Genomic DNA, 13,949 nt, shown 5'->3' with positions numbered 1-13,949 from the left:
CGGAAGAAAGGCTGATAGTTGACCACCGATCCCTGGCTCCAGCCGCCCATCGCCCCCGGCGCTGACCGGCTGTTCTGTTTCCCGTTCGCGGGCGGCAACGGCACCGCGTTCAAGACGTGGCGACCCGCGCTGGCCCCGCGCACGGAGGTGTGGGCCGCGATGCTGCCCGCGCGTGGCCCCCGGCTCGCTGAGCCGCCCACGACCAGCCTGGCCGATCTCGTCTCCCACCTCACCGACTCGATCGCCAAGCTGACCGACAAGCCCTTCGCGTTCTTCGGCCACAGCCTCGGTTCGCTCGTCGCCTTCGAGACCGCTCGCGAGCTGCGGCGCCGCGGTCTCCCGCTGCCCGAGGTCCTGTGGGCCTCCGGTGCCGAAGGACCGGGCACGCGGGTGGTGAAGCGGCACCTGCACGGCCTGCCGCACGACGAGTTCATCGAAGCGCTGCGCGAGTACAACGGCACCCCGTCGGAGGTGCTCGAACACCGCGAGATCATGGAGATGCTCTACCCCGCGCTGCAGGCCGACTTCGGCATGGCGGAGCGCTACGAGTACCGCGAAGAACCGCCGCTGGACCTCCCGATCCACGCGCTCTACGGCGACGCCGACCCGCACGTGGACTACGAGCTGCTCCAGGGCTGGGGGCGCGAAACCACCCGGTCCTTCAGCGTGCACGGGTTCGACGGCGACCACTTCTTCCTGTTCCCGCACGAGGAAGCGATCACCGCGCTGATCGCGGGGCGCGCGCGATGAACCCGTACCAGGCGCTGTCGCCGCGGTCGTTCTGGCGATCCGCGGTGGCCGAGCCTGGTCCGGCGGACATCGGTGACCTGTGGACGCCGAAGTTCCCGATCGGGCAGGACGACGTCATCCTCACCGCGGGGTCGTGCTTCGCGGGCCACATCGGGCGCGCCCTGCTCGAACACGGCCTGAACTGGCGCGACGCCGAGCCTGCGCCACCGGGACTGACCAGGGAGGAGCGCGGTGCGCGCGGGTACGGCGTGTTTTCCTTCCGCACCGGCAACATCTACACGGCCGCGTTGCTGAGGCAGTGGTTCGGGTGGGCGACCGGGGACACCGCGCACCAGGGGGAGATCTGGGAGGAGGACGGCCGGCTCTTCGACCCGTTCCGTCCCGCCGTCGAGCCCGGCGGCTACGCCTCGCCCGACGACGTGCTGGCCGCGCGCGAGGTCACGCTCACGGCGATCCGCGAGGGCCTCGCCGACGCGAGCTGCCTCGTCTTCACCATGGGGCTGACCGAGGCGTGGCAGGACGCGACCACCGGCGCCGTCTATCCCGCGTGCCCCGGCACCGTCCGCGGCACCTTCGACCCCGCACGGCACGTCCTGCGGAACTTCGGGTTCGCCGAAGTGCACGAGGACCTGGCCGCGGCGATCGCGCTCGCCCGCGCGGTGAACCCGGAACTGCGGGTCCTGCTGACCGTTTCCCCGCAGCCGCTGACCGCGACGGCCACCGGCGCGCACGCGCTCGCCGCGAACGGCTACACCAAGTCGGTGTTGCGCGCGGTCACCGGTCAGCTCGCGCACGAGCACGCGCACGTCGACTACTTCCCGTCGTACGAGCTCATCACCGGTGCCCCGTTCGGATCGGCCTTCTTCGAGCCGAACCTGCGCACGGTCACCGCGGAGGGCGTCGCGTTCGTCATGCGGCACTTCCTGACCGGACTGGGCACGACCGGTGCGAACGGCCATGGCGAACCGAGCGGCGGGGAGGAGTTCTTCTGCGATGACGCCGTCCTCGACTACTACACACCCGGCTAGGTTCCTGCTGCTCGGCGATTCGCACGCGGGCCCCATCGGCCGCGCGGCGAAAGCGGCGCGGATCCCGTTCCACGGCGGTCCCCTCGGTGCCGGGCGCGAGTTCAACGCAGAGTTCTTCGACGCGAGCGACGCCGACGTCGCCTTCCGCGGCGCCGACGCCGAGCGGCACTACCGCGACTTCCTCGGCGAGCTGGGCATCACCAGGCTCGCCGACCTCGGCGTCCCACTGGTGTCGACCTTCGGATTCGGCGTGCACTTCGTGGCGACGAAGGAGAACTGGACCGTTTACAGAGGACGCGACGGCGCCTTCCCGCCCGGTTTCCTGACGAGCGGGCTGTTCGACGACATCGTGGTAGCGCACGCGCGCGGCGCGCTGCGGTTCTACCGGCACGCCCGCTCGTTCGGGATCCGGGTGCTGGCCGTCCTCCCGCCGCAGCGCGTACCGCCGCTGTCCGACGCTGCGGTTTTCCAGGCGGCGCAAGACACTTTGGCCAGTGCGCTCACCGGATCCGGGGTCGAGATCGTCGATCTCCGCGCCCGCGTCACCGACGAGTCCGGCGCCCAGCGCCCCGAGCTGTGCGAAACCGGCGACCCGATCCACGGCAACCTCGCCTTCGGCAGGCTGCTGCTGGACCGCGGGCTCTGAGACCCGCGAACCTGATTGGAGAGAAGAAAATGGAGCAGTTCGCGCTCGACGCGCTCAAGCGCCTCACCACGCGCGCGCACGAGACCTACGACCTGATCGGTGTCGACCCGCTGACCCCGGTGATCGGCGCCGAAGTGTCCGGTGTGGACCTTTCGGCGGAGCTGGGGGGCAAGGAACTCGACGAGATCAAGCGCGCGTTCCTCGCCCACCACGTACTGGTGTTCCGCGACCAGAAGCTGACGAACGAGGACCACAAGAGGTTCGCGAGGCATTTCGGGGTGCTGCACGAACGGCAGCTCGCCGATCTCGACGGGGGAGATCCCGCGGTGCTGGAACTGAGCGCCACCAAGGATTCCGACTACGTCGACGGCGAGGACTGGCACACCGACGGCACCGCGAAGGAGGAGCCCGCGCTCGGTTCGATGCTGTACGTGACCCAGCCGCCGGAGATCGGCGCCGGCGGCGACACGTTGTGGGCGAACATGCACCTCGCGTACGAAATGCTGTCGCCCGCCATGAAGGAGTTCCTCGACGGGCTCACCGCGATCCACGACGGACTGGTCCCGTGGCAGGGGTACACGCCGCCGCCGGAGTACGTCGTCCCGAAGAGCGAGCACCCCGTGGTGGCGAAGCACCCCGACACCGGCCGGAAGATGTTGTTCGTCAACCCCGGATTCACCACGCACATCGTCCAGCTCGCCCGCGACGAAAGCCGCGCGCTGCTGGACTTCCTGTTCGGCCTCGTGCACAAGCCGATGCTGAGCTGCCGCGTGCGCTGGACGCCGAACACACTGGTGTTCTGGGACAACAGGTGCACCCAGCACCACGCGGTGTGGGACTACTACCCGCACGCCCGGCACGCCCGACGGGTCTCGATCAACGGCGGGCGCCCCGAGGCCTGAGCATCGGGGACATCATCACCGCGGCGGAGCTCAACGCGGGAAGGTGTGGCGGCGCAGGTACCCGCCGCGACCTCTCCGGGGACCCCGAGCAGTTCGACCGCAGACGGGACCACGACACCGGGTTCCGCGCAGTGCACTGGTGCCCGCGACGTTGCCCGGACTCACCGCTGTCACTGAATGGCAGGCTCAAGAGCTCGATGTTGACCGGCTCTCGGGTCAACGTGGTGCCATCCGGAGGGCACCGTCGAGCCGGATCGTTTCGCCGTTGAGCATCGGATTTTCGATGATGTGTGCCGTGAGCGAGGCGAACTCCGCGGGATGGCCGAGCCGAGCTGGATGAGGCACCTGGTGGCCGAGCGCTTCGACCGCGGACTGCGGAAGGGGTGCGAACATCGGCGTGTGAAACAGTCCGGGTGCGATCGTGACCACCCGGATTCGCATCGATGCGAGGTCACGGGCGATCGGCAGGGTCATGCCGATGACGCCCGCTTTCGAGGCTGCGTAGGCGGCTTGCCCGACCTGGCCGTCAAACGCGGCTATCGAGGCGGTGTTGACTATGACCCCGCGTTCCCCGCCTTCGTCATCCTCGGCCTGAGCGATCCGCGCCGCGGCGAGGCGGATGACGTTGAAGGTGCCGATCAGGTTGATGTGGACGATCTCGTTGAAGGTGTCCAGCGGGAACGGACCGTTCCTGCCGACGGTCTTGGCGGCGCTGCCGGTTCCCGCGCTGTTCACTACCACGCGCAGCGTGCCCAGGCTCGCGGCGAGTTCGATCGCGGTGGAGACGTCTTCTTCCCTGGTCACATCGCCAGGGGAGAACGCGACTCGTGCACCCAGTTCGTTCGCGATCTCTTTGCCCCGCGAGGATCGGGCGAGGAGGACCACTGACGCACCGCGCTCGTGCAGGGTGCGTACCGTCGCCAGGCCAAGTCCGGATGTGCCGCCGGTGACCAGTGCGACGCTTCCTTCGATTCGCACGTGGCGCCTCCACTTCTGTGTTCTGCCAGAATTGTTGTTTCGCAACGGTTCGACCAGCCGGTGGGCGCGTGCACCCAGCACATCCCGTTCGGCGGGACCGGGCCACCTGCGAACGGTGGTGTCTCTTGCTCGGCGTCATCACCGAGTTGCGCTCGCATCTGCACGTTTGTCGACCGTGTGAAGGAATTCCGCAGTATGCGAACGCATGCGTTCGGCTTGCGTCGGCTGAGGTCAGCGCGAACTCCCTGGAGGACACTCCGCCCAGGATGTCTACAAAGGACTCCGGTTCGGGACGTAACGTGTAGAAGGCACCGCCCTCGCGGCGGGTAGCGCGCCTCGAACTCCCGCATCGCTCTGCGTCTTCTCGGCAAGTTCACGGCGGAGTACGGCACCGACCCTGGTCAGCATCCGCTCAGCGGGATGCACCGGAACCAGCCAACCTCGAAGTACACGTCGGTGACCGGGTCGGCGTCCGCAGCCCCTCTCGCGCCTGCGCGCTCACGCAGCGCGCGTTGTTCAGCAGAACTTCGTCGAACTCGGCTCGCTCGACCTGGTCGGTCGTGGACAGCGGCACGGACTCCTCGAGCTGTTGCCCTGGAAGGAATCCTTCTCGGGGACGAGCGGGGAATGGCCCTGTTCGGCCACGAGCGCGGCCGGTGTTGGAACCGGCAGGGCCGCCACCCGCCAGGGCAACGTCGAATTCGTCGAGGTTATCCACGCGTTCTCTTTCTTGCGCTCGCTCGTCAGGATGACGTCGCGCACGGCTGGGGATCGATGTCACATGGTCGACACGTCGCAGTGGTTCGGCGTCGACGACGGCAGGAGATCACGGATGTGGCACATCGATCCGGTAATGCTTGCAGGGTCGCTGATCGAGATTACCGGACGGCGGGCGTCAATGTCGATCGATTCACGCGAGCCGTTCGGCCGGTATGTGACTGGTGTGGACGTGGTCACGTACTGGCAACAGAGACCCGCGGTGAGTGACAGCAAGTACCGTCTCGCCGGTCCATGCACAATGTCTGCATATTATCGCCATATTGCCCCGCCGACCTCGTTGCCTAGCGGCCATCCGGTGTCATAGGGTCGCGGCGATGATCCAGTCGACGCTGGCGAACGGTGTTTCGTGCGTCGGTGGACAGGTATGCACGAGACGCATGTTCCTTGGGGGGTTCGGCGATGCTCACGTAGTTCTGTGCGAAGATCTTGCGCTTATTGGGGATGATCCGCTCTCGGCAGTCGGACGCGCGCCCCGTTCGAGTCGTGGTGCGCTGCGAGTTCACAGCTGTCCGAGTCGGGGTGATGTGAAAATATTTCGAATGTTTCGTGCGTGGTTATCTTGATTGTGCGCAGGGCATCCCGGCCGTTGCCGTCTCGGTGATGTTCCGGGTTCGCTCCGACTCTTCTGGGGAAGAAATGCAAACGACCGGTTCGTCGACGTTCGATGAGACATTTACCGTGACCGTCGACAATCCTTTGCTGAGCGGCCATGTCGTATATGGGCGCACTCTCCTTCCCGGCGTCGGATATGTGGATCTGGTGCTCCAGGTGCTCGCCAAGCAGGGCTACGCGATGCCGGAAGTCGAACTGCGCAATCTGACCATTCTCTCCCCACTGGTCGTGGAGCGTGGCGAACCGGTTCTCATCACGGTCAAGGCAAATCCGACGACGGCTGGCGGGTGGCGGATCGAAGTCCGTAGCCGACGTTCGCCGGACGACGGGGACGTTCTGCACGCCACGGTCACGGCACGGGTCGCGGCCGACCCGCCGACGGCACCTGGCTTCGGTGGACGCCGATTGCCGTTGCCGATCACCGAAGCCGCCCGGCTCCTGCCACTCGCCGATGTCTACGCCTGGGTTCGCGAGCGTGAGCTGGTCCACTCGGGACTGATGAAGGTCGACGGCATCGTGCACCACCGCGCTACCGACACGGTCGTGGCGCTGGAACTCCCCCCGGAGCATTTGAGCAGCGCGTCCAGCTTCCTCTTCCATCCGGCCCTGTTCGAAGCGGGGCTGCTCGGTGGTGGCGTGGGCATGCACGTACTGGACGAAGAGCGCCAAGGTGACGAGCTGTACCTACCACTCGTGTTCGAGACGTTCCGCGCGACCGCGCCACTCGGCCAACGCTGCTTCGTTCGGGTGCCGACCGCGTCGGCACGTCGGGACGACGAGTTGTTCCGCCTGGCGGTGGAGTTCTACGACGAGTCCGGCGTGCAGATCGCGGAGATCGGGCAACTCGTGGCCAAGCGGGTCCGCGCGGCCGAGTCGCTCGATGTCCGAGGCGAGCCTGCGCCGGCCGGCGTGACCACGGTTCCCGCTGGACCGGCACATCCGGCGGCGGGGCAGAGCCAGGATGCCAGATCCGCGCTACGGGAGCTGGTCGCGGCGCGCCTCGATCTGCCCTCATCCCAGGTCGACGTGGATTGTGGTTTCTACGAGCTGGGACTCACATCGGCGCAGCTGGTCTCGCTCGTACCGGAGCTGGAGAACCGACTGGACCGGTCACTGTCACCGACGATCGTGTTCGAGCACAGGTCGATTGCGGAGCTCGCCGAGGTGCTGCAGGACGCCGCACAGCCCGGAGCGAATGACACGAACGCGGTCGACCGCGTGGCAGCGGCGCGCGCCGTCCTGATCGACGAAATCGCGACACTGCTGGATGTGCCGGTCGGCGAGGTGGACCCGGGCGGCGAGTTCGGGGACTTCGGGCTCGAGGTCACCGGCCTTGCCCGGCTGGCAGCCCGGCTCAGCGACCGCTACGGGCCGGCCGTGACGTCCGCCATCCTCGTCGAACGCCAGACGGTGCAGGCCATGGCCGAGTGGCTCGCGGCCCACAGCTGGCCGTTGTCGCTCCAGGACGGCTCCGCCGCTGCGGGCGGGCGCCCGCATCCGATGGTGCATCGCGTCGTGCCCGACGGCGACGCGGTCGTGTGCCATGCACGCTTCACCGGTGACGAGCCATTCCTGCGGGACCACCGTGTGCGGGACAGCAGCCTGCTACCCGCGGTCGCGCAGCTGGAGATGGCGCACGCGGCAGTCGTGGTCGCTTCTGGGCGGGAACAGCCGGATCGCGTACGACTGCACGACGTCGTGTGGCTCAGACCGGCGGTCTGCGGCCCGGACGGGCTGGAACTGCGGGTACGCGTCGAGCCGCGCTCGGATGACCGCTGGGAGTACACGATCGACCGCGTTGACGGTGACGGTGGTCGCACGGTGTGCGGCACGGGCAGGGCGAGCACGGCGGACGCGAACGATCAGGCCTGGCCGGCGTTGGACGACCTGCGCGCCGCGTGCGCGGAGCAGGTGATCACCGGCACCGAGATGTACGACCTGTACACGCGCGTCGGCATGGACTACGGCCCCGCCCAACGGTCAGTGGTCACGCTGGGCGCGGGTCGGGACGAGGCAGGCGGTACTCAGGTGCTGGCCGAGCTGCGCCTGCCGGCGACGGCGGAGCCGCTGAACGGATACCGTCTCCACCCGAGCATCCTCGACGGCGCGCTGCAAGCAACGATCGGCCTGCGACTGGCCGCGAGGCAAACCGGGGAGACGCCCACCGATCCCGCACTGCCGTTCGCCCTGGGCCAGGTGGCGTCGTTGGATGGCACATCCGCCACGGCCTACGCGTGGATCCGGTACCACTCGGGAAGCGGACCGGCCACCGCGTCGGCTCAGTTGGACGTGACCTTGTTCGACGAACACGGCCGGGTGTTCGTGGACCTGACCGGGCTCAGCACCAGGGTGCTGGCCGATGGGGCACGGCGACCTGGCCACTCGGACTCTGGTCCGGCTCAGGACGTCGAGGTAACCGCCGCTGCCACCGACATCGCGATCGTCGGCGTCAGCGGCCGCTATCCGGAGGCTGCGGATCTCGACGAGTTCTGGCAGAACCTCCGAGCTGGTCGCGACTGCGTCCGCGAGGTGCCGGCGGAGCGCTGGGACCACCGCCGGTACGCCGAGGTCGGTGGGTCGTCGAAGGGCAGCTGGGGCGGGTTCATCGACGGCATCGATCGTTTCGACCCGTTGTTCTTTCAGATCTCGTTGGCAGAAGCCGAACTTCTCGACCCGCAGGAGCGCCTGTTCCTCGAGTGCGCCCACCACACGCTCGAAGACGCCGGATACACCGGTGAACGGCTGAACCAGTCTTCTGCTGCCCCGGGGGCAGGGCGGACATCCAACCGGGTCGGCGTCTTCGTCGGCGTGATGTACCAGGAATATCAGCTGTACGGAGCGCAGGCACAGGAGCGCGGGCGGGCAGCCGCCCTGTCCGGCAGCGGGTCCAGTGTCGCCAACCGCGTGTCGTACTTCTACGACTTCCACGGGCCGAGCATCACGGTCGACACGATGTGCTCGTCCTCGTTGACGGCCATCCACCTGGCCTGTGAGGGGATCAAGAGCGGTCAGTGCGATGCGGCGCTCGCCGGCGGCGTGAACCTCACCTCTCACCCCAACAAGTACGTGCTGCTGAGCCAACGCCGGTTCCTGTCCAGCGACGGGCGCTGCCGCAGCTTCGGCGCGGGCGGCGACGGATACGTGCCTGGCGAGGGCGTCGGTGCTGTCCTGCTCAAGTCCCTGGAACGCGCGGTGGCCGACGGAGACCACATCTACGGCGTGATCAAGGGAACCGCGCTGAACCACGGCGGCCGCACCTCCGGTTACTCGGTGCCGTCCCCGGTGGCTCAGGGCGAGGTGATCGGTGCCGCGCTCACGGCCGCGAACGTCGATCCGCGCTCGGTCAGCTATGTCGAAGCGCACGGCACCGGGACAGCGCTCGGTGACCCGATCGAGGTCAGCGGTCTGGCCAGAGCACTCGCGGGGTCGAGCGGCCTGCCGCCGCACTGTGCGATCGGGTCGGTGAAGTCGAACATCGGGCACGCCGAAAGCGCGGCGGGGATTGCCGGGCTCACCAAGGTGCTGTTGCAGCTGAGGCACGGAGAACTGGTGCCGAGCCTGCACTCCGACACGCTCAACCCACGACTCGACGCCAACGGCACGTCGCCGCGCGTGCAGCAGCGAGTGGAGACGTGGCACCGGCCGACGGTGGAGATCGACGGAGCGCCGCGGCTGTTCCCCCGGACCGCCGGAGTGTCCGGTTTCGGCGCGGGTGGCTCGAACGCTCACATCATCGTTTCCGAGTACCAACCCCAGGTCTCGGTTGGTCGTCGGCGCGCCGACGACGGCAGGCCGGCCCTGTTGGTGCTTTCCGCGCAGAGCGAGGCTCAGCTCGTGGAGCAGGCGCGGCGGTTGCGCCGGCGGTTGCCGGACCTGGGCGACGACTCGCTGCACGACGTCGAGTGGACCCTTCAGGTTGGGCGCATGGCGCTCCGGGAGCGACTGGCCTTCGCGGCGACGTCGTTGGCCGCCGCCACGGATCTGCTCGACTCGTTCATCGCCGCGCCCCAGCGGCCCGGCCCCTGGGTGCGGGGGACCGTCCGGTCTGGCGAACCGGCGCGCCAGGGTGACGAGGTGTACCGCTCGGCCCTGTCCGACTGGATCGACCGCTGTGTCCACGAACCGCTGCTGCGCCTGTGGGCTGACGGCGCGCCGGTGCACTGGGAGACCGCGCGCCCCCCGATTCCGCCTGCGCGGAGCATCAGCCTGCCCGGATACCCGTTCGCCAAGGATCGGTGCTGGTTCGAGCTCGACGGAGACGCGGCAGAGCGGCCGGCACTCCCCGCCGCCGGCCCAGGGCGCGCGAACGAAGAGCCGACCGAAGACGCCGACATGGTGCTGATGCGCCCGGTATGGCATGCGCTGCAAGCAGACCCGGCTGGTCAGGGGGAGACCTACACCGAGCACCACGTCGTGGTGCTCGGCCGATTCACCGCGGCGGAACGCGAAGAGCTACGGGCCGCCCTACCCGCCGGTGTGGTGTGCGAGGTCGTGGAGCCCGCGGAAGGTTCCCTGGACCTGCTCTACACGGACGCGGCACGGCGGGTCTTCTCTCTGGTCCGCGAGGTCCTGCACGGCGGCGTGGCCCAGCCCGTTCTGTTCCAGGTCGCCCTCGTCGGCGGGGCCACTGATCATGAGCGCCTCGGCTGTCTGGATGGGCTCACGGGTCTGTTGAGAACGGCTCATCTCGAGCACCCGCTCCTACGCACGCAGTACCTGGATTGCCTCGACGGGGCACTCCCAGCCGCTGTGGCAGCCCGCCTGATGTCCGAGGCGGCCAACGGCCACGTTCGGGCGGTACGGCACCGCGACGGCCGCCGGCTCGCCGAACGCTGGGAGGAGTTGTCCTCCGCACCGGCCGCCGTTGTGCCGTGGAAGGAGCACGGCGTCTATCTCATCAGTGGTGGCGCGGGCGGCCTCGGTCTCATCGTGGCGCATGACATCGCCGCGTCGGTCGGCCACGCCACGGTGGTCCTCGTCGGCCGATCCGGGCTGACCGACGAAAAGCGGAGTGCGTTGGACGCGCTGCGTGCGACCGGTTTGACCGTGGATTACCACCGCGCGGACGTGGCCGACCGCGCCGCGATGACCAGGATGCTGTCCGCCGTGCTGGGCGACCACGGTCCGCTCACGGGTGTCCTGCACTCGGCCGGAGTCGTCGACGACCGCTTCATTCTCCGCAAGAGCACCGAGGACGTGGAGCGCGTTCTCGCGCCCAAAGTCGCGGGCCTGGTCAATCTGGACGAACTGACCAGGGACCAGAACCTGGAACTGTTAGTGTGCTTTTCCTCGACGGCAGGGGCATTCGGAAACCCCGGCCAGGCCGACTACGCCACCGCGAATGCCTTCATGGACGGCTACGCGGCCTATCGCAATCGCCTCGTCGACAGCGGCGCGTGCCATGGCCGGACCGTCTCCATCGGCTGGCCGCTCTGGGGCGAGGGCGGCATGGGCGACGAGGTCGTCCGGACGAACCTGCGAAGCGCCGGGTTCGCTCCCTTGGACACCGTCCGCGGGTTGACCGCGCTGCGGGTCGCGATCGCTGCGGAGCAGAACGGCCTCGATGCCGGCAGGTTGCTCGTCCTCGTGGGCGAGCGCCGCCACTTGCTCGATCGGCTCCCCGGCCTCGACGACCGTATCGAGGCCGCGCGGCCGGCGACCCGTCGGCCGGTGGACGTCACGACCATGGAGACGACCGTGCGTGCACTGGAAGACCGAGCGGTTGCCTACCTGCGGCGCCTGGTGGCCGCGGCACTGAAGCTCGGACCGGAACGACTGGACGTCGGGACGCCACTGGACCAGTTCGGGATGGACTCAGTCGTCGCGGTGAACGTGATCTCCAAGCTGGAGGAGTCGTTCGGTCCGCTGCCTCGGACGTTGCTGTTCGAGATGCCGACGGTTCGGGAGTTGGCACGGTACTTCGCGACCGACCATACGCGGGCGCTGCGATCGCTCGTTGGTGCGCCTGCCGAGCCACGACGAGTTGGTTCCGTACCGGCACCGGATTCCGCGCCGCCGGTGCCGGCGCCCCCGGATTCCGCGCCGCGCCGTGGGAATCCCGGCGCGGACGCGGCGGGCGGGCGGCCAGGGGAGATCGCGATCGTCGGTATCAGCGGGCACTACCCGCAGGCGGATGATCTCGACACCTTCTGGTCGAACCTGCGAGACGGCAGGGACAGCGTCACCGAGATCCCGCCGGAGCGGTGGGACCACCGGCCTCTCGACGACGCGGGTCTCAGCCGCGGGAAGTGGGGCGGGTTCATCGAAGGGGTCGACCGATTCGATTCGTTGCTTTTCGGCATCGCGCCACGGGACGCGAAAGCGATGGACCCGCAGCAGCGGTTGTTTCTCCAGACCGTGTGGCACCTGCTGGAGGAGAGCGGGGTCACGCAAGAGGTGATCGAGCGGCACTACGGGCGCCGTGTCGGGGTGTACGTCGGCGCGGGCTACCAGATGTACCGCGCGGACGAGTCGGACCCGACCCTCGTCGCGCTCGCCTCGTCGACCTCCTACAACATGATCGCCAACCGGGTGTCGTACTTCTTCGGTCTCGAAGGTCCCAGCCTGGCGGTGGACAGCATGTGCTCGTCAGCCGCGACCGCCATCCACCTCGCCTGCGCCGATCTTCAGCGCGGGGAGACGGAATTGGCCGTGGCCGGGGGCGTCAATCTGACGATCCACCAGAACAAGTACGTAGCGTTGTCCGAGCTCCAACTGCTCGGCAGTCACCCCGGTAGTCGTAGCTTCCGCGAAGGCGACGGCTACCTGCCAGCCGAAGCCGTCGGCGCGGTGCTGCTCAAGCCACTGGACAAGGCGGTTCACGACGGCGACACGATCCATGCCGTCATCAAGAGCACCGCCTCGGTGCACAGTGGCAGGGGCAACGGCTTCATGACGCCGAGTCACGCGTCCCAGGTGAAGGCCATGCGGCGGGCGCTGGAACTGGCGGACGTCGAACCGGATTCCATCGGGTACGTCGAAACCGCTGCGAACGGCGCGGCGCTATCCGACGCGGTCGAGTTCCGCGCTCTGCGCGAGGTGTTCTCGGGCGTGACCGAGCCGGTCGCGCTCGGCACCGTGAAGTCGAACCTCGGGCATCCGGAGGCGGCTTCCGGCATCGCTCAGCTGACGAAGGTCGTCCTGCAACTGCGGCACGGCGAGATCCCGCCTCTGGTCGAGGTGGGGTCGCCCAATCCCGATCTCGACCTCGCCGGAACGTCGCTGCGGCTCTGCGACCGGCTGACGGACTGGGAAGCCCGCGGCAGGGCGGATGCGGACGGCGGGCCAGTGCCCCGCCGTGCACTGATCAACTCGGTCGCGGCGGGTGGCAGTCACGTCAGCCTGGTCGTCGAAGCGCCGCCGCTGACCGAACCCGCCCGGCCCGCGCCCCTCGATACCGGTGTCCAGCTGGTTGTGCTGTCCGCCAAGACTTCCGACCGGCTGGCGACCTCGGTACGGCGGATGCACGACTTCCTGGAAGGAGATCGCTCGGCAGCTCTCGCGGACATCGCGTTCACCTCGCAACTCGGTCGCGAGGCGCTGACGGAACGGCTCGCGGTTGTCGTGGAATCACGGGAAGAACTCCAGAACGCCCTCGCCCATTACTTGACGGACACCGAGAACGTTGCCCTGTATCGCGGAAACACGGAAGACGATGTCAGTCCACTGGGGACGGTTCTGTCCGGCGCCCGCGGTGAGGAGTTCCTGGCAGGTCTCGTCGCGGACGGCGACTTGCGGCACATCGCCGAGGTGTGGGTGCGCGGTGTCCGGGTGCCGTGGCGCGGACTGCACCACGGCACCCGGCGCCTCGTCCCGATCCCGGCAACCGCTTTCGAACAGGAGTGGTACCGGGCCGGCCGCACGTCCGAGGCGCCGATCCCGGTAGCGGAAAAGGAAAGCAGTTCGGGGTTTTCCGCCGCAGACCCCGAGCAGACGATGATCAGCGCGTGGTCGGACCTGTTGGAGATCGAGCCGGACAAGCTCAGCGGGAAAAGCCACTTTTTCGCCCTTGGCGGCAACTCGCTGCTGGCGACCCGGCTCATCAACCTGCTCAAGCACCGGGTCGGGGTGGAGCTGCCTATACAGGCCGTGCTCGACGTACCGCACCTGGCCGACATGGCCGCCGAACTGGAACGCCGCATCGCGCGGCCTGCGGATGAGCTCGACGTCGCCCGGATCGTGGAAGCGCTGCGGCTGGTCGAAGGCATGAGCGACGAAAAGCTGGACGCCTTGAGCATCGAGAACTAGGGAATG

General features: G+C 68.3%; 6 protein-coding genes. 5 read left to right on the top strand and 1 reads right to left on the bottom strand.

From position 1 onward, the window contains the following. The first annotated feature begins 18 nt into the window (after positions 1-18). The 4 genes from HUW46_RS43510 to HUW46_RS43495 are packed head-to-tail and all read left to right on the top strand — an operon-like array spanning position 19 to position 3,326. Positions 19-750, top strand: coding sequence for a thioesterase II family protein (locus HUW46_RS43510; protein WP_215544472.1), 732 nt, complete (start codon positions 19-21; stop codon positions 748-750). Continuing rightward, positions 747-1,778: a GSCFA domain-containing protein gene (locus tag HUW46_RS43505; RefSeq protein ID WP_215544471.1), complete on the top strand. Its 1,032-nt coding sequence runs from the start codon at positions 747-749 to the stop codon at positions 1,776-1,778. Before HUW46_RS43510 ends, HUW46_RS43505 begins: the two co-directional genes overlap by 4 nt. Beyond that, positions 1,744-2,424 (top strand): hypothetical protein, encoded by a 681-nt coding sequence (locus HUW46_RS43500; protein WP_215544470.1) that lies wholly within the window; start codon positions 1,744-1,746, stop codon positions 2,422-2,424. The genes HUW46_RS43505 and HUW46_RS43500 overlap by 35 nt, the downstream gene beginning before the upstream one ends. A 29-nt stretch (positions 2,425-2,453) precedes the next feature. Then, positions 2,454-3,326 carry a TauD/TfdA dioxygenase family protein gene (locus HUW46_RS43495; protein ID WP_215544469.1) on the top strand — a complete coding sequence of 291 codons (873 nt, stop codon included), beginning with the start codon at positions 2,454-2,456 and terminating at the stop codon, positions 3,324-3,326. Between the two features lie 216 nt (positions 3,327-3,542). On the opposite strand, the gene HUW46_RS43490 is transcribed toward HUW46_RS43495, so the two are convergent. Next, a complete protein-coding gene (locus tag HUW46_RS43490) occupies positions 3,543-4,304 on the bottom strand; it encodes a 3-hydroxyacyl-CoA dehydrogenase (RefSeq protein WP_215544468.1) in 762 nt (253 codons plus the stop codon). 1,416 nt (positions 4,305-5,720) lie between these two features. On the opposite strand from HUW46_RS43490, the gene HUW46_RS43485 reads away from it, so the two are divergent. Further along, on the top strand, positions 5,721-13,943 hold the full coding sequence (locus HUW46_RS43485) for an SDR family NAD(P)-dependent oxidoreductase (protein ID WP_215544467.1): 8,223 nt from the start codon (positions 5,721-5,723) through the stop codon (positions 13,941-13,943). Positions 13,944-13,949 lie beyond the last annotated feature (6 nt).

The organism is Amycolatopsis sp. CA-230715 (assembly GCF_018736145.1).
Taxonomy (GTDB): Bacteria; Actinomycetota; Actinomycetes; order Mycobacteriales; family Pseudonocardiaceae; genus Amycolatopsis.
Note: the sequence above shows the minus strand (reverse complement) of the source record. Positions and strands in the feature narration are given on the sequence as shown.